General features: G+C 74.7%; 20 protein-coding genes. 10 read left to right on the top strand and 10 right to left on the bottom strand.

Going from position 1 to position 25,040, the window contains the following annotated elements; genetic code table 11:
- Positions 1–2: 2 nt before the first annotated feature.
- Positions 3–1,349 carry an ABC transporter substrate-binding protein gene (locus KDL28_RS00845; RefSeq protein ID WP_252435178.1) on the bottom strand — a complete coding sequence of 449 codons (1,347 nt, stop codon included), beginning with the start codon at positions 1,347–1,349 and terminating at the stop codon, positions 3–5.
- Positions 1,350–1,693: 344 nt separating this feature from the next.
- Between KDL28_RS00845 and KDL28_RS00840 the strand changes: the two genes are divergently transcribed.
- From KDL28_RS00840 to KDL28_RS00805, 8 genes are all read left to right on the top strand, one after another.
- Complete coding sequence (locus KDL28_RS00840) at positions 1,694–5,086, top strand: sensor histidine kinase (RefSeq protein WP_252435177.1); 3,393 nt, start codon at positions 1,694–1,696, stop codon at positions 5,084–5,086.
- Between the two features lie 214 nt (positions 5,087–5,300).
- Complete coding sequence (locus KDL28_RS00835; protein ID WP_252435176.1) at positions 5,301–6,173, top strand: DivIVA domain-containing protein; 873 nt, start codon at positions 5,301–5,303, stop codon at positions 6,171–6,173.
- Between the two features lie 145 nt (positions 6,174–6,318).
- Positions 6,319–8,007 (top strand): monocarboxylic acid transporter, encoded by a 1,689-nt coding sequence (locus KDL28_RS00830; RefSeq protein ID WP_252435175.1) that lies wholly within the window; start codon positions 6,319–6,321, stop codon positions 8,005–8,007.
- Positions 8,008–8,367: 360 nt separating this feature from the next.
- Positions 8,368–10,467, top strand: coding sequence for a sensor histidine kinase (locus tag KDL28_RS00825; protein WP_252435174.1), 2,100 nt, complete (start codon positions 8,368–8,370; stop codon positions 10,465–10,467).
- A complete protein-coding gene (locus tag KDL28_RS00820) occupies positions 10,461–10,895 on the top strand; it encodes a roadblock/LC7 domain-containing protein (RefSeq protein ID WP_252435173.1) in 435 nt (144 codons plus the stop codon). The genes KDL28_RS00825 and KDL28_RS00820 overlap by 7 nt, the downstream gene beginning before the upstream one ends.
- 68 nt (positions 10,896–10,963) lie before the next feature.
- A complete protein-coding gene (locus KDL28_RS00815) occupies positions 10,964–11,284 on the top strand; it encodes a DUF742 domain-containing protein (RefSeq protein ID WP_252435172.1) in 321 nt (106 codons plus the stop codon).
- Positions 11,274–11,843 (top strand): GTP-binding protein, encoded by a 570-nt coding sequence (locus tag KDL28_RS00810; RefSeq protein ID WP_308215901.1) that lies wholly within the window; start codon positions 11,274–11,276, stop codon positions 11,841–11,843. Before KDL28_RS00815 ends, KDL28_RS00810 begins: the two co-directional genes overlap by 11 nt.
- A gap of 76 nt (positions 11,844–11,919) precedes the next feature.
- Positions 11,920–12,666 (top strand): flavin reductase, encoded by a 747-nt coding sequence (locus KDL28_RS00805; protein WP_252435171.1) that lies wholly within the window; start codon positions 11,920–11,922, stop codon positions 12,664–12,666.
- Here the strand turns inward: KDL28_RS00805 and KDL28_RS00800 are convergent.
- Positions 12,653–15,088 (bottom strand): putative bifunctional diguanylate cyclase/phosphodiesterase, encoded by a 2,436-nt coding sequence (locus KDL28_RS00800; RefSeq protein ID WP_252435170.1) that lies wholly within the window; start codon positions 15,086–15,088, stop codon positions 12,653–12,655. The two genes, KDL28_RS00805 and KDL28_RS00800, sit on opposite strands and share 14 nt — an antisense overlap.
- A gap of 176 nt (positions 15,089–15,264) precedes the next feature.
- On the opposite strand from KDL28_RS00800, the gene KDL28_RS00795 reads away from it, so the two are divergent.
- The gene (locus KDL28_RS00795) at positions 15,265–16,872 is read left to right on the top strand and encodes a peptide chain release factor 3 (RefSeq protein WP_252435169.1); all 1,608 of its coding nucleotides are present in this window, start codon (positions 15,265–15,267) and stop codon (positions 16,870–16,872) included.
- Between the two features lie 7 nt (positions 16,873–16,879).
- On the opposite strand, the gene KDL28_RS00790 is transcribed toward KDL28_RS00795, so the two are convergent.
- The 3 genes from KDL28_RS00790 to KDL28_RS00780 form a co-directional block, all read right to left on the bottom strand.
- A complete protein-coding gene (locus tag KDL28_RS00790; protein ID WP_252435168.1) occupies positions 16,880–17,218 on the bottom strand; it encodes a MoaD/ThiS family protein in 339 nt (112 codons plus the stop codon).
- Complete coding sequence (locus tag KDL28_RS00785; protein ID WP_252435167.1) at positions 17,215–18,330, bottom strand: WD40/YVTN/BNR-like repeat-containing protein; 1,116 nt, start codon at positions 18,328–18,330, stop codon at positions 17,215–17,217. The genes KDL28_RS00790 and KDL28_RS00785 overlap by 4 nt, the downstream gene beginning before the upstream one ends.
- 88 nt (positions 18,331–18,418) lie before the next feature.
- Positions 18,419–19,024 (bottom strand): TetR/AcrR family transcriptional regulator, encoded by a 606-nt coding sequence (locus KDL28_RS00780; protein WP_252435166.1) that lies wholly within the window; start codon positions 19,022–19,024, stop codon positions 18,419–18,421.
- Positions 19,025–19,116: 92 nt separating this feature from the next.
- Between KDL28_RS00780 and KDL28_RS00775 the strand changes: the two genes are divergently transcribed.
- On the top strand, positions 19,117–20,010 hold the full coding sequence (locus tag KDL28_RS00775) for an alpha/beta fold hydrolase (protein WP_252435165.1): 894 nt from the start codon (positions 19,117–19,119) through the stop codon (positions 20,008–20,010).
- Positions 20,011–20,015: 5 nt separating this feature from the next.
- On the opposite strand, the gene KDL28_RS00770 is transcribed toward KDL28_RS00775, so the two are convergent.
- From KDL28_RS00770 to KDL28_RS00750, 5 genes are all read right to left on the bottom strand, one after another.
- On the bottom strand, positions 20,016–21,122 hold the full coding sequence (locus tag KDL28_RS00770; RefSeq protein WP_252435164.1) for a mandelate racemase/muconate lactonizing enzyme family protein: 1,107 nt from the start codon (positions 21,120–21,122) through the stop codon (positions 20,016–20,018).
- Positions 21,123–21,125: 3 nt separating this feature from the next.
- Positions 21,126–22,109, bottom strand: coding sequence for a glycine betaine ABC transporter substrate-binding protein (locus KDL28_RS00765; protein WP_252435163.1), 984 nt, complete (start codon positions 22,107–22,109; stop codon positions 21,126–21,128).
- Positions 22,110–22,170: 61 nt separating this feature from the next.
- Positions 22,171–22,944 carry an ABC transporter permease gene (locus KDL28_RS00760; protein WP_252435162.1) on the bottom strand — a complete coding sequence of 258 codons (774 nt, stop codon included), beginning with the start codon at positions 22,942–22,944 and terminating at the stop codon, positions 22,171–22,173.
- Positions 22,941–24,020 carry an ABC transporter ATP-binding protein gene (locus tag KDL28_RS00755; RefSeq protein ID WP_372496843.1) on the bottom strand — a complete coding sequence of 360 codons (1,080 nt, stop codon included), beginning with the start codon at positions 24,018–24,020 and terminating at the stop codon, positions 22,941–22,943. Before KDL28_RS00755 ends, KDL28_RS00760 begins: the two co-directional genes overlap by 4 nt.
- A complete protein-coding gene (locus tag KDL28_RS00750) occupies positions 24,013–24,696 on the bottom strand; it encodes an ABC transporter permease (protein WP_252435161.1) in 684 nt (227 codons plus the stop codon). The genes KDL28_RS00755 and KDL28_RS00750 overlap by 8 nt, the downstream gene beginning before the upstream one ends.
- Positions 24,697–25,040 lie beyond the last annotated feature (344 nt).

Raw genomic sequence — 25,040 nt, 5'->3', positions numbered from 1 at the left:
GGCTAGCGGGCGACTGGGGCGCCCAGCGGCTGGACCTCGCCGGCCACCGGGATGTTCGGCGCCTGCTTGTTGCTGACGATCGTCAGGTCGAAGGCGAAGTCCGTGCCGGTGCGCCACTGGCCGCCGACCACCGGGGTCTTGGCCACGTTCGGCACCGGACCGGAGGTCCAGTCCAGCGAGCCGACCACGGTGTCCAGCTTCATCGTCGAGATCGCCGAGGCCAGCCCGGCCTTGTCGTCGATGGCCTGCACCGAGCCGAACGCCTTGGCGGCCACCTCGAACAGCGCGTGGGCGAAGCCGATCGGCTGGGTCCACTGCTTCTGGGTGGCCGCGGTGTAGGCCTCGGCCAGCTGCGCGGCGGTCTGGCCGGTCAGCGAGGAGGTGAACGGGTGGCTGGGGGACCACCAGACCTCGGTGCCCAGGTTGACCCCGAGCGGACCGAGGGCCTCCACGCTGGACGGGAACAGCAGCGCCTTGGCCACCGTGGCCAGCTTGGGCTGGTAGCCCTGCTGGGCGGCCTGCCGCCAGAACGTGGTGAAGTCCGGCGGGATCGGCACGCCGAGCAGGATCTCGGCGCCCTCGTTCTTGAACTGGGTGATCTGCGCGGAGAAGTCCTGGGTGCCGTTCGGGTAGTTGCCCGGGTCGACGATGGAGTAGCCGCGTTGGGCCTGCGCCGGTGCGAAGCCGGTGGTCGGGTCACCCCAGGCCAGGCCGTCGGGGTCGTTGGGCCAGAGCGCGCCGGCCTTCTTGTTGGTGGGGACCTCGTCCCACATGTCGGCGTAGACCGCCTCCACGTCCTCCAGGCCCCAGAAGAAGTTGAACGTCCATTGGAACTTGCTGCCCTCCTGGCCACCGCGGCCGAAGAACCAGGGCTGCCACGGGGTGACGGTCGCGATGCAGGGCATCCCCTGCGCTTCGCACTGGTCGCTCACGGGGTTGGACGTGTCCGGAGTGGACGACACCAGCATCAGGTGGATGCCGTTGTTCTGGATCAGGTCAGCGGCGACGTCGGCCGCGCGATTCGAGTCCGATTGGCTGTCGCGCTTGAGGACCTCGACCGCGTAACTCTGTCCGCCGACCTGGATCGGGTTCTGGGAGAAGTGTTCCTGTATCGATCCGATGACGAAATCATCGGCCTCGCCGAAAGCGGCGAGGGGGCCCGTGCTCGGGCTCACGTAACCAATCCTGATGGTGTCGCCGCCACCGTCGCCGTCGCCGCCGTCGGACCCCTGGAGGCCCGAGCTGCACGCCGCCGTCGCACCTCCGGCCGCCACCGCAGTGCCGGCCACGCCCACCGTGCGCAGGAAGCCGCGCCGGTCCAGCCGGAGGGCGCTCGCCCTGTCCGCCATGACACCTCTCGTTTCCATAAATGATCATCGGGGGGAGGGACGCGTCAGCATCTTCGGGTCTCAGCGGAGTGTCAACTCGACGTTCACCGATTGAGCGCTCCACAGCCGTCGTTGCGCCGTTCGACGTATCGGTTTCCGCCGCTGGGCACACAACGTAACGATTGTGCCCGGGCGCCAGCAACCGGGTGAAAGGGGGTCACTCCCCGGGTCTACACTCCGGGCGCCAACGGCCGGATTGCCCCGACGACGGTACGAACGGGCCCGCTGAGCAGGTCCGATCCGGACTCGACCGGTCGCTGCGGTGGCCGCCGCATCGAGCTTCACCGAGCTTGGAAGAGGTCGACGTGAGGAAGGATCAGCGCCCGTCGCCCGGCGGGCGTCCGGACAGGATCGCCCCCCGCAACTGGAGTCTGCGCACCAAGCTCGCCATCGTGCTCGCGGTGCCCGCGGTGCTGGCGGTCGTGCTGGGCGGTCTGCGGATCGTCGACCAGGTCTCGCAGGCCGACGAGCTGGACCGGGTCTCGCGCTTCATCGCCGCGCAGGGCGAGGTCTCCGACCTCGTCGCGCTGCTGCAGCAGGAGCGCCTGCGCGCCACGGAGTACGTGACCAGCAACCGCACCGAGGACGTCGGTGCGTTCGAGTCCGCAGGCCAGGCCACCGACCAGGCGGGCGCGGCCGTGCGGCCCGCGGTGGAGGGCCTCTACGCCGACGACGCCGGGCTGGTGGGCGCGCACCGCCAGGCCGACCAGGCCCTGGCCCGGCTGCCCGGCCTGCGCACCCTGGTCACCACCTCCAACGCCCCTCCCTCCGCGGTCATCTCGCGCTACGGCGATCTGATCGGCCAGATCGTGCAGCTCGACAACGCGCTCCTGCGCGGCGTGAACACGGCCGGTGCCAGCGGCCTGGCCAACGCGCTCACCGGGCTCACGCTCGCCCGCAACGAGGCGTCGCTGCAGGAGTCGCTGATGAACGTGGTCGCGCGCAGCCCCCAGCCGGCCCCGCCGGACCTGGTGGAGCTGCAGTCCAGCCAGGCGCGGTTGCAGCAGGGGCTCAACGAGTTCCGCGGCGCGCTCGACGCCGGCCAGCGCGTCCGCTACGCGGGGCTCATCGCCGGCCCGACCAACAACGACCGCGTCGGGCTGCTCAACGGGGTGCTCGCCGGGTCGATCCAGCGCGGTCCCGACGGCTTCGACGACCGGTCCTCCGCGGCGCTCTACGACGCCTTCCTCGGCGAGCTCGACCAGGCCGACGACGGCGTGCGCAACGAGCTGACCGGCACCGCGGCCGCCGCCCGGCAGTCCGCGGTCACCTTCGCCGGCATCAACGCCGTGGTGCTGGTGCTCGCCCTGCTGATCGGGGCCACGGTCGTCGGCCTCATCGCCCGGCAGATGATCCGCTCGCTGCGCACCCTGCGCCGCGGCGCGCTCGAGGTCGCCGACGCCCGGCTGCCCGACGCGGTCGCCCGGATGCGCCAGGGCTCGGTGCCCGACACCGACATCGTCCCGGTGGCGGTGGACACCCGCGAGGAGATCGGCCAGGTCGCCAGGGCGTTCGACGCCGTGCACGCCCAGGCGGTCCGGCTCGCCGCCGAGCAGGCCACCCTGCAGTCCAACGTCAACGCGATGTTCGTGAACCTGTCGCGGCGCTCGCAGACGCTGGTCGACCGCCAGCTCAAGCTCATCGAGGAGCTGGAGGCCGGCGAGGAGGACCCCGACCAGCTGTCCAACCTCTTCCGCCTCGACCACCTGGCCACCCGCATGCGGCGCAACAGCGAGAACCTGCTGGTCCTCGCGGGCACCGACCTGGGGCAGCGGTCCGCCCGGCCGGTGCCGGCGATCGAGGTGCTGCAGGCCGCGGTGTCGGAGGTGGAGCAGTACCGGCGGGTGGTCGTGCAGTCCACGCCCGACCTGGCCATCACCGGCCGGGTCAGCAACGACCTGCAGCACCTGCTGGCCGAGCTGCTGGAGAACGCCACCAACTTCTCCCCGCCCGAGTCCCGCGTCGTGATGACCAGCAGCCGCACCGCCGACGGCGCCCTTCTCGTGGAGATCACCGACGAGGGCGTGGGCATGTCCCCCGCGGAGCTGGCCCAGCTCAACGACCAGCTGCGCAAGTCCTCCGACGCCACGGTCGAGGCGTCGCGGCGGATGGGCCTGTTCGTGGTCGGCAGGCTGGCCGCCCGGCACGGCATCGACGTGGGGCTGTTCGCCGGCTCGTCGGTCGGCGGCGGCAACCCGGCCGAGCGCGGGTCGGCCAAGGCGGGCTCCGGGCTCACCGCGCGGGTGTGGCTGCCGCGCCAGCACATCGCCGAGCGCCACGGCGCCGCGCCGCAGCCCGCCCCGCCGTCGCTGCCGCAGCGGATCGGCGGCCAGCGCGACGACGGGCAGTTCCCGCGCGGCGGCGCGGGCCAGGGCCCCGGGCGCAACGGGGGCGCGGGCTCCGGGACGGGCGGTGCCGGCGTCCGACCGGGCCAGTCGCACCCCGCGGCGCCGACGCAGCCGACCGGGCCGCTGGGCGGTGCGCTGCCGGTGCGCTCGCCGCGTCCGGCGGCCGCCCGCAACGAGGCGCCCGAGCCGTTCCGCGACGCGTTCACCGAGCCGGAGTCCCGGCCCCGGCCCGCGCCGGCGCAGCGCACGGCGCCGCAGGTCGAGTCCGTCCCGCAGGCGCCGGGCGTGCCCGCTCCGCGCCCGGAGCGGCCGTCCCCGGTCGAACGCCCGGTGGTGGAGGCCGTGGCGGTGGACCTGCCGCCCTCGCAGAGCGACTCGGCCACGCTGTTCGCGGCGCAGACCCCGCCCGCCCCGCTGCCCGACCCGTTCGCGGCCGAGCGCCCGCGGGATCCGTTCGCGCAGCCGGACCCGCAGGCGAGCGCCCCGCTGACCGCGCCGCCCAGCCCGCAGCCCAGCCCGCTGCCGACGCCGCAGGCCTCCGTCGACGTCCCGTCGGGGTGGTTCCGGGTCGTCCCGCCGGCCGTCGAGCGCGCCGCGGCGGCGGCCGCCTCGGCGGAGCCGGCCGGCCGCGCGGCGCCGCTGTGGGAGGAGCCCGGTCGCGACCGGACCGAGCACAGCCGCGAGCCCGTCGGCGACACCGCGGGCAGCCGGTCGGGCGGGGTCTGGGAGCAGCCCGCGCCCCGGCCCGCGCCCGCGATGGCCCAGGGCAGGTCCTGGCCGGAAGCGGGGGAGCCCGGCGGTCGCGGGTCGCGCCCGGGCGACGCCCTCCCGGAGCGCCGCGGCGGTGCGGCACCGCCGCCCCGCCCGCCGTCCCCCGCGCCCCACGGGTCCGGACCCGGCGGGTCGGACCCGTCGTGGGGCTACCCCGGCCGGCAGCAGCCGCCGACCTGGCCGCCGCGGGAGCCGGGGCTGCCCGAGCAGCGCTGGCCGGAGGAGCAGAGCAGGCCCGACGACCAGCGCAGGCCCGGAGACCAGCGCAGGCCCGATGAGCAGCGCGAGTCCGACTTCGCCACCGCGGCGGACCAGGGCTGGCGGGCGGCGGAGGCGGTACGCGGGCAGAGCGCGCCGCCCGAGGTGACGGCGGCCGGGCTGCCCCGGCGCACGCCGCTGGCCCGGCTGGTGCCCGGCAGTGCGGCGACCACCGACACCACGGCCCCGGTGGCGCAGCGGCGCGACGCCGAAGCGGTCCGCGGCCGGCTGGCCAGCTACCAGCGCGGGGTCCGGTCGGGCCGGGAGAGCCGCGAGCGCTCCGCGGAGGGCGAGCAGCCCGCGGCGCCGCCCGAGGAGTAGGGGCGCGCAGCGCGGACGAAGGGGCGGGTGCCGCGGGCACCCCGCCCCTTCCCCCGCGGGCCAATGGTCCGTTCGCGCCCCGCTGCGGCCCGACTACTCGGCGCAGCAGCTCCGGGTAGGGCTGACCCGAACGTCGTACCGCTCACCAGATCGCCCGGGCTGACGCACCCGAACGGTCCATGACAGTGTGATCGTTCGTCGGCAGGATCTGCGCGTGGCTGAATCCGACCGGCCCGCGGAGCCCGCGGCCGCTCCTGGCCAGTCCTCCCCGAGCTCCCCGGCCGCGCCGGCCACCCCGTCCGGTGCCGCGCCCCGCCCCGACGGCCGGCGCTTCGACACCGTGCTGCGCGGGTACGACCGCGCCCAGGTCGACACCCACCTGGCCCGGCTCGCCGAGGAGAACTCGGCGCTGCGCCGCTGGGCCGCCGAGGCCGACCGCCGTCGGCAGACCGCCGAGCAGCACGCCGCGGCCGCCGAGAGCGAGTTCCGCGCGCTGCAGTCCCGGCGCCAGGGTGACGGGGGCGCGGAGGAGAGCGTCGGGTTCCGCGCCGAGAAGCTGCTGCGCCTGGCCGAGCAGGAGGCCGCCGACCTGCGCGCCGCGGCGGCCAGGGAGGCCGCCACCGTCGTCGAGCAGGCCAGGGCGCAGGCCGAGAAGCACCGCCACGAGGCCGAGCAGTCGCTCGTCCAGCGCTCGACCCGGCTCGACGAGCAGGTGAGCCGGCGCTCGGCCGAGCTGCAGGAGCGCGAGCGGCAGATCGCCGAGCAGTCGGCCGCGGCCCGCGGCGAGGCCGAGTCGCTGCATTCCGCCGCCCGCCGCGCCGCCGACGAGCTGCGCAAGCAGGCCGAGTCGGCTGCCGAGACGGTGCGCCTGCGCGCCGCGCAGGACGCCCAGCGCTTGCGCGAGCAGGCCCAGCAGGACGTGGCCCGGCTCGCCACGGTCCAGCAGGACGTGCGCACCGAGCTCACCCGGCTCGCCGACGCGCTCGCGGACGGCATGCGGACCGACGGCGAGCCCGGCGATACCGAGCGGCCCGCCGACGACCGGCCCGGTCGGCGCCGGCACCCGGCCGGGGCCGCCGGCGGCTGAACGCCGCCCACGTGTGCGGGCTGTGACGCCGGCTGGTCCTCCCGATACCCCCGCACGGCGTGTCGTCCGGTGAGCCGGGGGGCGGAGTGACGCATGGTCACGTGCAGTACCGTCGCGACAACTCCGAGTCAGCGACAGGTGAGCGATGCAGCCCGTTCCGGTCCCGGCCCCGGCCCCCGCCGGGGTCGGCAGCCCGTTCCTCAACATCGCCGTCTTCGGCGTCTTCGTGCTCGTCACGCTGGTCGTGGTGTTCCGGGTCAGCCGGAACAACAAGACCGCGTCGGACTACTACGCCGCAGGCCGCGGCTTCACCGGTCCGCAGAACGGCGTGGCGATCGCCGGGGACTACCTGTCCGCGGCGTCGTTCCTGGGTATCGCGGGAGCGATCGCGGTCAACGGCTACGACGGGTTCCTCTACTCGGTGGGTTTCCTGGTCGCCTGGCTGGTGGCCCTGCTGCTGGTGGCCGAGCTGTTGCGCAACACCGGCAAGTTCACGATGGGCGACGTGCTGGCGTTCCGGATGCGCCGGCGCCCGGTGCGGGCGGCCGCGGCGACCTCGACGCTGGTGGTGTCGTTCTTCTACCTGCTGGCCCAGATGGCCGGGGCCGGGGCGCTGGTGGCGCTGCTGCTGCAGATCCCCAACGACGACCCGATCGGGCAGAGCGTGGCCATCGCCGCGGTCGGCCTCGTCATGATCGTGTACGTGCTGGTGGGCGGCATGAAGGGCACCACCTGGGTGCAGATCATCAAGGCGGTGCTGCTGCTGGTGGGCGCGGGCGTGCTGACCACCTGGGTGCTGGGCTACTTCGGGTTCAACCTGTCCGCCCTGCTGGAGCGGGCGGTGCAGCGCAACCCCGAGGTGCTGCGCCCCGGCGCCACCGAGGCGGTGGCGCTGGGGGAGCGGCTGCTCGTGCCCGGCCTGCAGTACGGCGAGGACACCCTGTCGAAGGTCGACTTCCTGTCGCTGGGCCTCGCCCTGGTGCTGGGCACCGCCGGGCTGCCGCACATCCTGATGCGGTTCTACACCGTGCCCAACGCCCGCGAGGCCCGCCGCTCGGTGGTCTGGGCGATCTGGTTGATCGGTGTGTTCTACCTGTTCACCCTGGTCCTGGGCTACGGCGCGGCGGCGCTGGTGCCCGGCGGGGTCCAACGCATCATCGACGCGCCGGGCGGCAGCAACTCGGCGGTCCCGCTGCTGGCCCACCAGCTCGGCGGGGAGCTGATGCTGGGGCTGATCGCGGCCGTCGCGTTCGCCACGATCCTGGCCGTGGTGGCCGGGCTGACGATCACCGCGTCGGCGTCGTTCGCCCACGACGTCTACGCCAACGTGCTGCGCCGCGGCGCGGCCTCGCCCGACTCCGAGGTCCAGGTCGCCCGGACCACCGCGCTCGTGGTGGGGATCGTCGCGGTCGCGGCCGGGATCCTGGCCCGCAACCAGAACGTGGCCTTCCTGGTCGGGCTGGCCTTCGCGGTGGCCGCGTCGGCGAACCTGCCGACGCTGGTCTACTCGCTGTTCTGGAAGCGGTTCACCACGACCGGGGCGCTGTGGAGCATCTACGGCGGGCTGATCTCGTGCGTGGCGCTGATCGTGCTCTCGCCCGCGGTCTCCGGGCAGCCCACGTCGATGATCAAGGGCGCGGACTTCGACGTCTTCCCGCTGGCGAACCCCGGGCTGGTCTCGATCCCGCTGTCGTTCCTGCTCGGCGCGGCGGGCACGCTGTTCGGCCCGGCGGAGCCCGGCGGCCGGCGGCGCGCCGCGATGATGGAGGTGCGGGCGCTCACCGGCGCCGGGGCCGAACGGCCCGACGGGCGACCGGCGCGTCGGGCGCACTGATCCATCCGCGATGCGGGACCGGGGACGTGCGGCCACCGCGCCGCGCCGATGCGGCGTCCGCCCTGATCAGACGGTCTCACGCGGTGTCCCACGAGAGCTACATGGAGCTAACGTTACTGCGCCGTTCGCGTGATCCGCCTGCCCGGGTGGTTGGGCCGATCCGGCGAATCCTGTGGTGGGGCTGCGACTTTGCGTCAGCTGGACTGGACAGCGCGGGTCACCCGGGGCTGTACTTCATCCGGCTTGGCACGCCTCGAGCCGCTCCCCCGTTCAGTCGTATCGCGTACCGCCGTTCGTCCTCAGCGCAGACCACTGCGCAGCTCCCCAGGCGCAGGGCGACCGGGCGCAGGCGAGAGAGAAATGGTGCAGAGCACGATGTGGCAGGCACTGCTCGCTCAGCTCCCCCGTGGCTACACCCTCGACGAAGAGGACTGGCAGCGGCGCCACCGCCTGCTGCTGTGGGTGCTGGCGCTGCACATCCCCGGACTGGCGCTCTTCGACCTGGTGATGCAGGGCGGTCTGCTGACCCTCGTGGGCGCCCTCTCGGTCCCGCTGCTGTGCCTGGTCGTCGGCCGGTTCATCGGGAAGTACCGGCGCACGGCCTCGGTCGTGGTGACCGCCGGGCTGTCCTACAGCTCGGCCGCCCTGGTGGTGATCACCAAGGGCAGCATCGAGGCGCACTTCCACTTCTTCATCATCATCGGCTTCATCGCGCTCTACCAGGACTGGGCGCCGTTCCTGTTCAACATCCTGTTCACGATCCTCAGCCACGGGCTGGGGTCGATCTTCACCCAGAGCCTGATCTTCTCCCACCTGGCCGGGCAGACCAACCCGTGGATGTGGTCGCTGATCCACGGCGTCGCCGTGCTGCTGGCCTGCGTGGGCATGATGCTGTTCTGGCGGATCACCGAGGAGTCCCAGCAGCAGAAGGAAGCCCTGCAGCAGCGGCTGGCCGAGGCCGAGATCGGCCGCCGCCAGTTCGCCTCGGACATGCTGGTCAACCTGGCCCGCCGCAATCAGGGCATGGTCTACCGGCAGCTGGACATCATCAACCAGCTCGAGGAGTCCGAGCAGGACCCCGACGCGCTGGCCGAGCTGTTCAAGCTCGACCACCTGGCCACCCGGGTGCGGCGCAACGCCGAGAGCCTGCTGGTGCTCTCCGGTGAGCAGCCCGCCCGCGTCTGGAGCGAGCCGATCCCCCTGCGCGACGTCGTGCGCGCCGCCATCGCCGAGACCGAGGACCTCGACCGCGTGGTCTTCCTGGTCGGCGACGAGCCCGCGGTGACCGGCAGCGCCGTCACCGACCTCACCCACCTGCTGGCCGAGCTGACCGAGAACGCCGTGCGGTTCTCCCCGCCGGACAGCTCGGTGACCATCCGCGCCCGCCCCGACCCCCGCGGGTCCGGCGCGCAGCTGCTGACCGTGGAGGACTGGGGCGTCGGCATGCCCTCCGAGCAGCTCGAGGCGACCAACCAGCTGCTGGCCGACCCGCCGGAGATCGACCTGTCGGTCTCCAAGCGGCTGGGCTTCCACGTCGTGGCGCGCCTCGCCGCCCGCCACGACATCAGCGTGACCCTCTACGCCACCCCCGGCTCGGGCATCACGGCGGCGATCTCGCTGCCCGCCTCGCTGTTCGAGGCGAGCGGGCGCCCCTCGGCGCCCTCCGCGCCGCCCCCCGTCGTCGCGCCGCCCGCCGTCAACGGGCTGGCCGACCCGGAGCGGGTGCGCAGGCGGATCGCGCCGGCCCAGCGCGGCCTGAGCGCGGTCGCCGGCGGCCCGGGCAGCGGCCCCGACGAGACCACGCGCCTGCACGCTGTGCCGGTGGCCACGGCCGATCCGGCACCCGCTCCGGCGGCCCCCCGCCCGGCGCCCGCCGCCCGGGTCGAGCCCCGCGTGGAACCGCGGGTCGAACCGCCGCGGGAGCAGCCGGTGCCGGGCGCGGAGAGCCCCACGGTCGCCGCCCGCGTCCTCGGGACCGACGACGACCCGTTCCAGCAGACGGGTTGGTGGGGCGACGGCCAGACCGGCTCGGACGCCCCGGCGGCCCCGCTGCCCGCGCGGCCGTCGCCGTCCCCGCGCCCGGCCGCGGCCAACGGGAACGGGGTCGGCAACGGCAACGGCAACGGCCACGCCGCCCTGCGCCCGACCGCCGAGCTGCGGGTGGTGCCGGCCCCGCGCGACGAGCCCGCCGCCGAGTCGACCCCGGCCGAGGCCGAGGGCATCGCGCCCGACCGCGGCGAGACCGCGGGCGAGGCCGCGCCGTTCACCCTGCGCCGCCGCGTCCCGCAGGCCCACCTCACGCCGGAGCTGCGCCAGCCGACGACGACCCAGCCCGCGCCGCCCGCCGTCCCGGCGGCGAGCGCGGCGAGCGCCCTGTCGCGCTACCAGGCCAGCCGGCAGGCGGCCCGCGACGTGGTCGACGGCGACTCCGACGGCGGCGGTCGGGGTGCGGGATGGTGAGCGGCGGGCTCGACGGGCAGATGGACTGGCTGCTGGTGGACTTCGCCCGGGACACGCCCGGCGTCATGCGCGCCATCGTGGTCTCGGCCGACGGGCTGCGCCTGGCCACCTCGCCGGGCACCGACGCCGCGCTCGCCGACCGGCTCTCCGCGGCCTCGTCCGGGCTGGTCAGCCTGGCCAGGGGCACCGCGCACCTGCTGGAGGCGGGTCCGGTGACCCAGACGATCCTGGAGATGGCCGGCGGCTACCTGTTCGTCACCGCGATCAGCTACGGCGCCACCCTCGCCGTGCAGGCCGACCGGCGCTGCGACCTCGGCATCGTGGCCTACGAGATGACCATGCTGGCGGCGCGGGTCGAGCACGCGCTGACCCCGGCGCCGCGCGGCGACGCCCGGGCGGACGTGACGGGCGGTGCGAAGGGGTGGTGATGGGCCACGATCCCGGGGCGTCCTCCCGGCCGGCGAGCTCGGCCGGGCGGGTCGTCCCCGTCTTCGCGGTGACCGGCGGCCGGACCCGATCCACGGGGACCGACCTGCCCATCGAATCGCTGGTCACGCTCACCAGGCAGGCATCGCTCGGCGGTGACCTGCAGATGGAGTACCGGATCATCGTCCAGCTCGCGGCGCGCCCGGTGTCACTCGTCGAGATCGGCGCCGCGCTGCGCGTGCCGGTCGGCGTGGCCCGGGTGCTCGTGAGCGACCTGGCCGAAGCCGGATACCTCGAGGTGCACGCTCCGCAGGCCGCGGCCGACGGAACGGGCGGCGGCCCCGCGCCGGAGATCCTCGAGCGACTGCTGGAGGGACTTCGTGCACGCTGAGAGCCGGCCCGTACCGCTCAAGATCGTCATCGCCGGTGGGTTCGGCGTCGGCAAGACCACCATGGTGCGCACGCTGTCGGAGATCCCGCCGCTGCTCACCGAGGAGGCGATGACGACGGCCTCGCTGGGCATCGACGACAACGACTCCGTCCCGGACAAGACGACCACCACGGTCGCCATGGACTTCGGCCGGATCACCGTCGACGAGTCGCTGATCCTCTACCTGTTCGGCACCCCGGGCCAGGACCGGTTCTGGTTCATGTGGGACGAGCTGGCCCGCGGCGCCGTCGGCGCCGTCGTGCTGGTCGACCTGCGCCGCATCGACGAGTGCTTCGCCGCCGTGGACTACTTCGAGAACCGCAGGCTGCCGTTCGTGGTGGCCATCAACGGCTTCCCGCACTCCTCGGCGTTCAGCCCGGACGCGGTGCGCGAGGCACTGGCGATCAGCCGCGACACCCCGGTCGTGCACATGGACGCCCGCCGGGCCGACTCGTGCACCGAGACCCTGATCGTGCTGGTGCAGCACGCGCTGTCGCGCACGAGCGTGCAGGCCAGCTGACCGGCAGCCGCGCGCCGACCGCGCCGTGCGAGACTCCGCCCGGCCCGGGACGTCGACCCGGGAGGGACGAGGTCGGATGCGCGCCGTCGATCCGGCCGCGCTCGCTCCGCAGCAGCGCCACCGGCTGCTCGCCGGGCTGGCGCGGCCGCACACCGTCGCGGTGATCAGCACCGCCGACGCCGACGGCGCCCCGCTCGTCGCGCCGCTCGGGTACTGCCTGCCGATGCGCGGGCAGCGGGCGACGGTCGGGATCACCCTGGCCGCGGTGCGCGACGCCGGCGGCGAGCCCGAGCACGTGCGGGCGGCCGCCCTGGCCCGCGGCGAGCTGGTCGCCCACCTGACCAGCACCGACCTGGCCGGGCACCTGGTCGCGCTGGCCGCCGCCGAGCGCGACGCCACGGGCGCCGTGCGCTGGACGGCGGTCCAGTCGCACCGCGTCGGGGTGCCGTCGCTGGCCACCGGGCGGGCCCGGCTGGAGTGCCGGGTCCACGGACCGACCGGACCGCCCGGCGCCCCCGGCGCGCCCGCGGTCCGCACCTCGGCGCCGGCGGCCTCCACCTCGCCGACCGACTACGTGCTGCTCGCCGAGGTGGTCTGCGTCGTCGCCGAGGACGACGAGCTGGCCGCGATGGGCGAGCTCGCGCCGGTGGCGCCGCGCGCCCGCCCGGTCCCGGGCACGGTGTTCCCCTGGTTCCTCGGCCCGACCGACGGGTCCGTCGTCGACGGCGGCGCCGCCATGCCGGGGCGGGCCGGTGCCGGGCCGCTGGTCATCGACGGCTCGACCGGGCCGCCGACCGGGGACGGCCCGGTCACCAGGCGCTGAGCGTGCGGCCGCGGACCACCGCGGGGCGGGGCCGTGGGGGCACCGGGAGCACGGTCTGCTCGATCAGCCCGCGCGGCAGCAGCGACTGCTGGGCCAGCACCACGGGGGTCAGCTCGGCGGCCGTGGCCGGCCCGGCCACCAGGTGGCCCTGCACGAAGTCGCAGCCCAGCCTGCGCAGCTCCAGCAGCTGCCCGGTGCGCTCGACGCCGTCGGCCACGCTGCGCAGCCCGAGGTGGTGGGTCAGGGCCAGCACGCCGCGCAGCAACCGGCAGCGCCCGCCGTCGTGGTCGACGTCGGCGACGAGGTCGCTGTCGATCCGCACCGTGTCCAGCGGCGCGCCGGACAGCCAGGCCAGCGTGGCGTAGCCCGAGCCGAGCCCGCCCAGCCCGAGGCGCACCCCGAGGTGGCGCAGCCGGTGCAGGGAGTCCAGCGCCGCGGCCGACCGCTCGGGCAGCGCCCCGTCGTCGATCTCCAGCGTGAGCTGGCCGGGGGCCAGCCGGTAGCGGGCCAGGACGCGGTCGACCCTGGTCGGCAGCGTGGTGTCGGCCAGCTCGCCGACTCCCACGGTGACCACGATCCGCAACCGGTGGTGACCCAGCTGGTCGCTCCAGCGGGCCAGCTGGTGGCAGGACTGCTCCAGCAGGACCGCGGTCAGCGGCGGGGACGGGTGCAGCAGCGGCCCCACCGGCACCGCGCCCACCGCCTCCGACCAGCGCGGCACCGCCTCCAGGGCGACGATGCGGCCGTCCAGGGTGGACACGACCGGGCGGAAGACCGTGCGGACCGCGCCCAGCTCGATGGCCGCGGTCAGCGCCCGCTGCGCCGGCGGTTCGGCCCGGCGCGGCTGGTCGTGCACGGTGGGCGAGTGGATCTGCACACCGTCCTTGCCCGAGGTCTTGACCGCGTACATGGCCACGTCGGCGCGGTGGATGAGGGCGGGCGCCTGGTCGGCGCCCGCGCCCGGGTCGGCCATGGCCACCCCGATGCTCGCCGACACCGCCAGCTCCCGCCCACCCAGGACGAACGGCCTGCGCAGCGAGGCCAGCAGCGTGCGGGCCACCACGGCGGGGTCGCTGCCCTGCTCGGTCAGCACGGCGAACTCGTCGCCGCCCAGGCGGGCCAGGGTGTCGGTGGCCCGGATCGCGCCGCGCATCCGCCGGGCCACCGCCACCAGCAGCTCGTCGCCCGCCGCGTGCCCGAGGGTGTCGTTGACCGCCTTGAAGCCGTCGAGGTCGACGAAGACCACCGCCACCCGCCGCGGCTCGCGGGTCGCCAGCTCCAGCGCGTGCCCGAGCCGGTCAAGGAACAGGGTCCGGTTGGCCAGGCCGGTGAGCGCGTCGTGGAAGGCGAGGCGGTGCAGCTCGGCCTCGCGCTGGGCGATGGCGCGGGCGTGCCGGTGGTTGACCCGCAGCACGCAGTACTGGCGCAGCAGCACCAGCGCGACCAGCAGCGCCGTCAGCGCCGTCCCCACGGCGTCGAGCCCACGTCCGCGGGTGGCGTACTGCACGGCGGCCGCCCCGGCTACCGCCAGTAGCGGCAGGTAGGGCAGCAGCCCGGGGCGCCGCGGTCGCGGCTCCTCGGCGTCGGGCGCCGCGGCCGGACCGGCCGGCTCGACCACGCCGGCCATCCCCACCGTCGCCCCGGCCGTGGTGAGCAGGCAGAACGCCGCCCACCAGCCCCAGCCGGCCATGGTGAGCGCGCCGTGGTGCCCGCTGCCGCGCAGCAGCGCAACCGCGACGTCGGAGGCCGCCATGGCCAGCACCGCCGCGCCCAGCAGCGCCCAGCGCCATGGCAGGCGCCGGTCCTGGGCGACGGTCAGCACCACCACGGTCAGCAGGACCGCGTCGCCGACCGGGCGGGCCAGCCACAGCGCCACCGCGACCGGTGAACCGGCCACCAGCCCGCCGACCGCCGAGTCGACCACCACCGTCCAGGTGACCAGGGCCAGCGCGCAGCCCACGGTGAGCGCGTCGACGACGCGGCGCGACAGCGTCCGGTCCTGCGACCGGGGCGCCAGCAGGCACACCGCCACCAGCGCCACGACCGGGAACGCCAGCCCCACCACGTCGGCGGGGGTCGGCCCGCCGCCCGCCGCGGGCGGGGCGCCGGTGAGCACCCCGGTGGTGGCCGCCGCGCCCAGGTGCGCCGCGCCCCACGACCAGCTGGCCACGGCCAGCGTGCTCCAGCCCGCCCTGGCCCCGCCCGACGCCCGGCGCGAGGCCCGCAGGCAGCCCAGGCCCGAGCAGGCCGCGAACGCGACCGTGCCCAGCTCGGCCGCCCACATCGCCAGCGGCCCGCTCGAGGCCGTCGTCAGGCCGGCCAGCAGCACGAACGCGGTGGCGCGGCGCAGCGCGACGGCGGCCACCGTCCGCCGTGACCAGCCGGCGGTAGTGGCGGGCCGGTAGTGCCCACCTGCCGGCATGTTGAGCTCCCGTCCCCGGTCGGGAACCGGTCCGGCCCGGCTCCTCGTAACGCAAACGAGCCCGTCGGCGTTACGGCACGCCCGATCCGGTGGCAATTCGGCCGAGCTCCGTGGTCGTTCCGGGTGCCCGACGCGGCGCGGGTCGGCGGAGGGCGGCACGTAGCATGGTCGGTGAGATGTCAACGGATGCGGGGGAGTCGGCCCGGGTACCGACCGAGGCGCTGCGGCGCCGGACGTTCGCGGTGATCAGCCACCCGGACGCGGGCAAGTCGACGCTGACCGAGGCGCTCGCGCTGTACGCGGAGCGGATCGACCAGGCGGGCGCCGTGCACGGCAAGGCGGGCAGGCGCGGGGTCACCTCGGACTGGATGGAGATGGAGCGCAAGCGCGGCATCTCCATCACCTCCGCGGTGCTGCAGTTCTCCTACCGCGACCACGTGGTCAACCTGCTCGACACCCCCGGTCACGGCGACTTCTCCGAGGACACCTACCGGGTGCTCGCCGCCGTCGACGCCGCGGTCATGCTGCTCGACGCGGCCAAGGGCCTCGAGCCGCAGACGCTGAAGCTGTTCGACGTCTGCCGCGCGCGCGGCATCCCGGTGCTGACCTTCGTCAACAAGTGGGACCGGCCCGGCCGGGAGGCGCTCGAGCTGCTCGACGAGGTCGAGCAGACCATCGGGCTGCGGCCGATGCCGCTGACCTGGCCGCTGGGCATCGCCGGGCACCTGCGCGGGCTGATCGAGTGCGCGACCGGCGAGTTCAGCCGGTTCACCCGCACGGCGGGCGGAGCGACCCGGGCCGCGGTGGAGGTCGTGCCGGCCGCCGAGATCGCCGCCGCGGAGCCGGAGTTCTGGTCCGCCGCGCAGGACGAGCTGGCCCTGCTCACCGAGATCGGCGCCGGGTTCGACGAGAAGGCCTTCCTGGCCGGCACGGCGACCCCGGTGCTGTTCGGCGCCGCGCTGACCGGCGTCGGCGTGGCCCGGCTGCTCGACGCGCTGGTCGACCTGGCGCCCGCCCCCGAGGCCCGCGACGACGCCACGGGCACCCCGCGCCCGCTGCAGGCGCCGATGTCCGGGCTGGTGTTCAAGGTGCAGGCCGGCATGGACCGCTCCCACCGCGACCGGATGGCGTTCGTGCGGATCTGCTCGGGCCGGTTCGAGCGCGGCATGGTGCTCACCCACGCCGGCACCGGCCGCCCGTTCGCCACCAAGTACGCCCAGGCCGTCTTCGGCCAGCAGCGCACCACCGTCGAGGAGGCCTTCCCCGGCGACATCGTCGGGCTGGTGAACGCCGGTGCGCTGCGTCCCGGCGACACCCTCTACGCCGCCGACCCGGTCGAGTTCCCGGCGATCCCCAGCTTCGCCCCCGAGCACTTCGCCGCGGTCCGCGGCGCCGACGCCGGGTCGTTCAAGCAGTTCCGCCGGGGCATCGACCAGCTCGACAGCGAGGGCGTCATCCAGGTGCTGGTCTCCGACCTGCGCGGCGACCAGGCCCCGGTGCTGGCCGCGGTCGGGCCGCTGCAGTTCGAGGTCGTGCTCGACCGCCTGGAGAACGAGTTCCGCGCCCCCGCCCGCCTCGAGCACCTGGACTTCACGGTGGCCCGGCGCACCGACCAGGCCGGCGCCGAGCTGCTGCACGGGCAGAGCGACGTCGAGGTGCTCACTCGCCGCTCCGACGGGGTGCTGCTGGCGGTGTTCAGCACGAAGTGGCGGCTGGAGAACATCCGCCGCAAGTTCCCCGACGCCACCCTGGACCCGCTGCCCGCGGGGTCGGTGGCGCGCTGAGCCCGGTTCAGCCGCCCGCCATCGCCCCCACCACCAGGAACGGCTCCTCGCCCCGCGCCACCGCGGCGGGCAGCGGGTCGCCCGCCGGCTCGTGGGACAGGTCGCGCCCGCAGGCGAAGAACCGCACGAACGCCCGGCGCTTCCCGGTGCCGTGGTCGCGGACGGTGCCGCGCAGCGCCGGGTAGCGCGCCTCCAGGGCGTCCAGCACGGAGCGCTGGGTCACCGGACCGGCCACGGCCAGCGCCACCTCGCCGTTCACCCGCGCCAGCCTGCGCAGGTGCTCGGGGAGCTTGACCCGCACGGTGTGCTCCCGCTGTGCCGACGGTTCGCTCGCGAGCTCGCTCACGGCAGCGTCTGCACCTCCACCGACAGCACGGCGGGCAGGTCGCGCACGATCGCCGACCAGCTGTCCCCGCCGTCGGGGGAGCAGTAGACCTGCCCGCCGGTGGTGCCGAAGTAGACGCCGCAGTCGTCGAGGGTGTCGACGGCCATGGCGTCGCGCAGCACGTTGACGTAGCAGTGCTGCTGGGGCAGGCCCTCGGTGAGCGGCTCCCACTCGCCGCCGCCCGTGCGGCTGCGGTAGACGCGCAGCCTGCCTTCCGGCGGGACGTGCAGCGAGTCGCTGGTGATCGGCACGACGTAGACGGTGTCGGGCTCGTGGGCGTGCACGTCGATCGGGAAGCCGAAGTCCGATGGCAGGCCCTCGCCGATGTCGTACCAGCTGTCGCCGCCGTCGTCGGTGCGCATGACGTCCCAGTGCTTCTGCATGTAGAGGGTGTCGGGCCGCGACGGGTGCATGGCGAGGTTGTGCACGCAGTGGCCGACCTCGGCGTCGGAGTCCGGGATGCCATCGGACTGCAGTCCCCGGTTGGTCGCCTGCCAGGTCTTGCCGCCGTCCTCGGTGCGGAACACACCCGCGGCGGAGATGGCCACGTGCATGCGGGTCGGGTCGCGCGGGTCGGGCACGATCGTGTGCAGGCACATGCCCCCGGCGCCCGGCTGCCACTGCGGGCCGGAGCCGTGCTCGCGCAGGCCCGCCAGCTCCTGCCAGGTGGCGCCGCCGTCGACGGAGCGGAACAGCGCCGCGTCCTCGACCCCGGCCAGCACGGTGTCGGGGTCGGTCGCCGAGGGCGCGAAGTGCCACACCCGGGCGAACTCCCACGGGTGCGGGGTGCCGTCGTACCACTGGTGGGTGCCGGGCACGCCGGCGTAGGCGAACTCGTTGCCCACCGGCTCCCAGCTGCGCCCGCCGTCGTCGGAGCGCTGGATCACCTGCCCGAACCACCCGCCCGACGGCGCGGCGTAGACCCGCCGCGGGTCGGCGGGGGAGCCGGCGAGGTGGTAGACCTCCCAGCCGCCGAAGTGCGGCCCGTCGACCACCCAGTCCCTGCGCGCGCCGTCCGCGGTGAGGACGAACGCACCCTTGCGCGTGCCCACGAGTACCCGAACCGAGCTCATCCCCGCTCCTCCCGTGCCGGACGACCGCTGGCCACCGAACGTGGGCAGCGGCCGGCACCGATGGTTGGACCCCCGCCGGGCCGCGAACTCATCGCTCGGCGGAGCGGGGCCCACCCAACACCCGGTCGAGCAGCTCGTCCAGAGCGTCCTGGGCGCCGGCGAGCGCGGCGGCGGGGTCGTCGGCGCGGGCGACGAGCAGCGCGGTCTCGTTCGCCGAGGCGAGCAGCGCGTGCGCGAAGACGTCGACGTGCCCGCGGTCGAGGACGCCCTGCTCCGCGGCCGCGGCGAGCGCCCGGCGCAGATCGCCCAGGAACGTCGCCTCGTCGCGCTCGCGCCAGCGCTGCCAGCCGAGCACAGTGGGCGCGTCGATGAGCATGATCTGCTGCACCACCGGGTCGACGGCCAGCCGCACCCAGGCCGTGCAGCCGGCCCGGACGAGCCCCGCCGGCGTGCCCACCCCGACGGCCGCGCGGCGCAACGCCGCCTCGATCCGCGCGTCCAACCCGCCCAGGACCGCCTCGAACAGCGCGTCCTTTCCGGGGAAGTGGTGGTAGAGGGCGCCCTTGCTGACCCCCGACGCGCGCATCACCGCCTCGATGGAGGTGGCCTCGTAGCCGTCGGCGGCGAACAGGTCGGTGGCCACCGCGACGATGTGCTCGCGGGTGGCCCGGCCGCGGGTGGCGTTCCGGTTCACGGTCTCCTTCTCCGTTGACAAACAGACCGACCGTCGGTCTACTCAGTGACAGACCGGCGGTCGGTCTTTCGTAGGCTATCGGGAGGCACGGGATGGCACTCGCACGGCAGGACGACCGGTTCGCCGACTTCGACCGCCACCGGCGCGTGGTCGACACGGCGTCGGGCCCGGCGGGCTACGTCGACGTCGGCGACGGGCCCGTGGCGCTCTTCGTCCACGGGGTCGGGACCAGCAGCCACCTCTGGCGCCGGGTCATCGACCTGGTCGACGCGCACCGCCGCTGCATCGCCGTCGACCTGCCGGCGCACGGGTCCACCCCGGTGGCGCCGGACCAGGACCTCTCGCTCGGGGCGCTGGCGCGGTTCGTCGCCGACGTCCGCACCGCGCTCGACCTGGGGGAGGTCGACCTGGTCGCCAACGACACCGGGGGAGCGGTGGCCCAGATCGTCGCGGCGCGCGACCCGGCCCGGCTGCGCAGCCTGACGCTGACCGACTGCGACACCCACGACCGGGTCCCGCCGAAGGCCTTCCTGCCCTCGGTGCTGGCGGCCAGGGCGGGACTGCTGGCCCCGGCCCTGCGCAGGCTGGCGCGCGACCCCGACCGCGCCCGGCGGCGGATGTTCGGCTCCGGCTACCAGGACCCGGACCGGCTCGGCGACGACCTGCTCCGGGAGTGGATCCGGCCGCTGGCCACCGCGGAGTCGGCCCGCCGCTACCAGAGCCTCATCGCCGCCCTGCGCCCGGACGACCTGCTGGCCGTCGAACCGCAGCTGGCCCGGCTGCAGGTCCCGACGCTGATCGTGTGGGGGACCGACGACGCGTTCTTCCCGCTCACCGACGCCTACTGGCTGCGCGACACGATCCCCGGGGCGGGCGAGGTGGTGGAGCTGGCCGGGGCTCGGCTCTTCTTCCCCGACGAGCGGGCCGATGAGCTCGCCGAGCCCTTGCTGCGGCACTGGGCCGCGACCGCGCCGACGGTCTCCTGAGCCGGTCAGACCGCCCAGCGCGTCAGGGCGTCCGGGGCGAGCACGGCGCCGATGCCGGGCGCGGACGGCACGGCCACGCAGCCGTCGGCGTCGATCCGCACCGGCTCGGCGAGCATGAAGTCGCGCCGCTGCGGGGTCCAGCCCGGCGGGTCGTAGGGGAACTCCAGGTACGGGCCGCCGCCCACGCCCGCGACCACGTGCAGGTTGGCCAGCAGCCCGATGCCGTTGGTCCAGGTGTGCGGGGTGAAGGCCCGGTTGCGCAGCAGCGCCAGCTCGCCGATCGTGCGCGCCCGCGACATCCCCAGGGCCAGCACCACGTCGGTCTGGTAGACGTCGAGCAGGTCGTGCTCGAGGTGGGCGAGCACGTCGGCCACCGAGTCGAGCATCTCGCCCCCGGCGATCCGCGCACCGGTGCCGGCGCGCAGCGCGGTCAACCCGGCGCGGTCGGCGTAGGGCAGCGGCTCCTCCACCCAGAACACGTCCAGCTCGACCAGCCGCTCGACGATCCGGCGCACGGCGGGCAGGTCGTGCGCCCGGGTGGGGTCGCCCGCCATCCGCCAGGACTGGTTGAGGTCGACCATGATCGCCATGTCGGGCCCGACCGCCTCGCGCACGGCCGCCACCGCGGCCAGGCCCTCGGCCGGGCGGGTGCGGTCGATGCGCAGCTTGAGCGCCCGGAAGCCCCGCTCGCGCAGGGCCAGCGCCGACTCGGCGCGCTCCGGCGCCGCCATGGCCGCCCCGCAGGAGGCGTACGCGGGCACCCGGTCGAGCGCTCCGCCGAACAGGGTCGCCACCGGCAGCCCGGCCACCTGCCCGACGACGTCCCACAGCGCCACCTCCAGCGGCCAGCACCGCCCGCCGTGGAAGTTGATCGACTCGATCGTCCGGACGTGCCGCTGGACCTGCAGCGGGTCGGTGCCCACGAACAGGTGCTCGCGCCCGGCGAGGCCGGCCATCGAGTCGCCCGACCCGATGCCGACCACGCCCTCGTCGGTCTCCACCCGCACGACCACCGCCTCCGCCGCGCGGCGCGGGACGGGGTCCCACGCCGCGACGAACGGCGGGTCGAGGTCGAACCGCAACCGGTCCACCCGGACCGCGGTGATCCGCACGGTTCAGGACCCGCCGATGAAGCCCTTCTCGGTCATCCAGTCCCTGGCCACCTGGCGCGGCTCCATCCCGTCGGCGGACACCTTCTTGTTCAGGTCGGCCATGGTCTGGTTGTCCAGCGCCGCGGTGATCGGCTCGAACACCTTGGCGATGTCGGGGTTGCGGTCGAAGGCCTCCTTGCGGACGGTCAGCGACGCGTTGTAGTTCGGGTGGAAGCTCTTGTCGTCCTCCAGCACCCGCAGGCCCAGCTGGGGGATGCGGCCGTCGGTGGTGAAGACCTCGCCGAACAGGCACGGGTTCTGGTCCGCGGTCGCCTGGTAGATCACGCCGGTGGCCAGCACCTGCGGGCTGGGCACGGTGAAGCCGTAGGCCTGCTGCAGGCCCTGCAGGCCGTCGTCGCGGCTGGCGTACTCGGTCTCGATGCACACCGCGCCGGGCTGGCCGGAGTTCACGTAGGCGGCCATGTCCGACAGCGTCGTGAGGTTCAGCTCGGCGGCCTTCTCCTCCTTGACCGCGAACGCGTAGGTGTTGTTGAACGGGGTGCGCCCGATCCACTCGATCTGGTTCTCGGCGAGGTCGCGCTGCTTGACCGCCTCGTACTGCTCCTGCTCGTCGGCGATCGGGGTGGTCTCCTTGAGGAAGGTCACCCACGCCGTGCCGTTGTACTCCCAGTACAGGTCGATGTCGCCGCCGAGCAGCGCGTTGCGGGTGGCCTCGGTCCCGCCGGTGTTGCACTTGTCGTTCACCGTCGCCTGGACCGACTCCAGCGCGGCCACCGCGACCTGGCACAGCACCAGCTGCTCGTCGAAGTCCTTGCCCCCGACCGAGTAGGTCTGGCCCTCCAGCGAGACGCCCTCGGCCAGCCCGCCGCCCTCGGCGCTGGGGCCCGATGCGCTCAGCCCCCCGCAGCCGGCCACGGCCATCGCGACCGCCCCCGCCATCGCGGCGACCTTGGCGCCCCGCGCCCGTCCTGCTCGTCCTGCGTGCACGCGTTCTCCTCCTCGATGGTGGCCGGCCGCTCCCGGAACGGGGCGGCCGACCGGGTTCGGCTCAGCCGCCCCGCCGGCCGACCAGGTGCTCGGCCACTCCGGCCAGCCAGTCGATGATCAGGGCCAGGGCCGCGACCAGCGACGCGGCCACCAGCACGGCGGTCGGTCGGCCCAGCCGCAGCGAGCCGTCGATGATGGTCCCCAGGCCGCCCGCGCCGATGTAGGTGGCCAGCGTCGCGGTGCCGACGTTGAGCACCAGGGCCACCCGCACCCCGGCCACCATGACGGGCACCGCCAGCGGCAGCTCCACCTGGCGCAGCGTCTGGGCCGCCGACATGCCCACGCCGCGGGCGGCCTCGATCATCGCCCGGTCGACCTGGCGCAGCCCGACGACGGTATTGGTCACCACCGGCAGGAACGAGGCCAGCACCAGCGCGACGATCGCGGTGGTGGCGCCCAGCCCGAGCGGGGTGAAGGCGATCAGGATGATCACCCCGAACGGCGGGAGCGCCTGCAGGAAGCCGCTGATCGCGAGCACCGCGGGCTGCACCCGGCGCAGCGCCGGGCGGCTCAGCGCGATGCCCAGCGGGATCGCCAGCACGATGACGACCACCGTGGACAGCGCGGTCAGGTAGAGGTGCTCGCCGAGGCGGGTGGTGATGGTCTCGACGTTGATCGTGCGCCGCTCGACGCTGTCCAGGGTCTGGGTGGCCAGGTAGCCGAACACCAGGCCCAGCCCCACCAGCACGATGACCGGGGTCACCCACAGCCGCGACGGCGGCCCGGCGACCCCGCCCGTGGCCGCCGGGGGGGCGGTGGTGGTCGGCGCGGTCACGGGCGGCCCTTCGTCGGCAGCTCGCGCACGAGCGCCTCCCAGCGCAGCGCGCCCTTGGGCCTGTCCTCGTCGTCCACCACGGCGACCAGTGGTGCCCTGGCCTCCAGCATGACGTCGACGGCGTCGTAGACCGTGCCGGTGAGCGGGACGGTGACCAGCGGCGGCAGGTCGCCCGCCCCGGTGCCGGGCAGGTGCGCCCAGGCGACCGCGCGGCCGTCGGCGTCGGCGCGGTAGGTGGGGTGGCCGTTGGTGGCGCCGACGCCGTCCACCGTGACCTCGTCCAGCTCCAGCCGGTTCAGCTGCAGCAGCGACAGCCTGCGCACCGCGGCCCCGCTGCCGACGAACTCGGCGACGAAGTCGTTGGCCGGGTGGGTGAGGACCTGTTCGGGCGTGTCGTACTGCTCGACCACGCCGCCCGGTCCGAACACCGCGATCCGGTCGCCGAGCTTGACCGCCTCGGTGAGGTCGTGGGTGACGAAGCAGATGGTCTTGGCCACCTGGCGCTGGATCTCCAGGAACTCGTCCTGCAGCCGGTCGCGGGTGATCGGGTCGATGGCGCCGAACGGCTCGTCCATCAGCATCACGGCGGGGTCGGCGGCCAGCCCCCTGGCCACCCCGACCCGCTGCTGCTGGCCGCCGGAGAGCTGGCGGGGGTAGCGGTCGCGGAACTGGCCGGGCTCCAGCCCGACCAGGTGCAGCAGCTCGTCGACCCGGGCCGTGATGCGCTTGCGGTCCCAGCCGAGCACGCGCGGCACCACGGCGACGTTGTCGGCCACGGTGAAGTGCGGGAACAGGCCGACCTGCTGGATGACGTAGCCGATCCGGCGGCGCAGCTCGTCGCCGCCGACCGCGGTGACGTCCTCGCCGTCGAGCAGGATCCGCCCGCTGGTCGGCTCGATCAGCCGGTTCATCATCTTCAGCGTGGTGGTCTTCCCGCAGCCGGAGGGCCCCACCATCATCACGATGGCCCCGGCGGGCACGTGCAGGTCGAGCTCGCGCACGGCGGGCGCGGACTGGCCGGGGTAGGTCTTGGAGATGGCCTCGAGGGCGATCATCGGTCGGCTGCCGTCAGACACGGATCCCCCTCGGGGTGGTGAGGCGCTGGATGGCGAAGAAGGCGATCTCGTAGATCGCGGCGACGACCAGGCAGCCGAGGGTCCCGCTGAGCACCTGGTTGAAGGAGTTGACCGCGCCGAGCCGGGCCAGCCCGGTGAACAGCGGCTGGCCGAGCCCCGGTCCGCTCACGCTCGCGGCCACCACCGCGATGCCGATCAGGATCAGGGTCGCCACCCGGATCCCGGACACGATCACGGGCCAGGCCAGCGGAAGCTGCACCCGGACCATCCGCCAGGCCGGTCCCAGCCCCATGCCGCGGGCCGCCTCCAGCACCGCCGGGTCCACCGAGGACAGGCCGGCGACGGTGTTGCGCAGCACCGGGTAGACGCCGTAGATCGTCAGCGCCACCAGCGAGGGCGCGATCCCGATCCCCAGCGCCGGTTGGAGCAGCCCGAACAGGGCGAGCGACGGGATGGTGAGCGCGGCCGAGGACACCAGCAGCAGCGTCTCGCGGCTGCCCGCCCGCACCGGCCGCGACCAGCTCGGTGGGCTGACCGAGCTGGTGTGCAGCAGCACCCCGGCCGCCAGCGCGATGGCGGTGGCCGCGGCCACGGAGTAGAGCACGAGCAGGAAGTGCTGCTGGCCGTAGAACACCAGTGACGAGAAGTTGCTGGACACGTACTCGGTGAATCCCATGCCACCCCCTCTGCGCGACGGCGCTGCTCTTCGGGACTGCCTCCGCGCCTGCGGCGTTCACCCGACCGTCGTAGTCGTTTCGGAGGCTAACCGTCCGGTGACCGGCTTGGCACCACTGCGGGGCGACAGGCGGCGTGCCCGGCGGGGCCGTGGTCGGCGCCCGGAGGCGTTCCATCAGGCAGAACGCCGGGGTGCGGAGGCGGACCCGGAGGCACCTCTCAATTGGGTAACGCAGCGTGTCAGGCGGCTCCGCCCGCCCGAGATCGACGCCCGCACGCCCTGCGGGCGGGGCGCGGGGGCGCGGGTGATCGGGATCGGGGGCTCCCGCGCGGTGACCGCGGGCG

It is taken from the genome of Pseudonocardia humida (assembly GCF_023898865.1).
In the GTDB taxonomy this organism is placed as follows: domain Bacteria; phylum Actinomycetota; class Actinomycetes; order Mycobacteriales; family Pseudonocardiaceae; genus Pseudonocardia; species Pseudonocardia humida.
The sequence above is the reverse complement of the archived record's forward strand: the minus strand, read 5'-3'. Positions and strand labels throughout refer to the sequence as shown.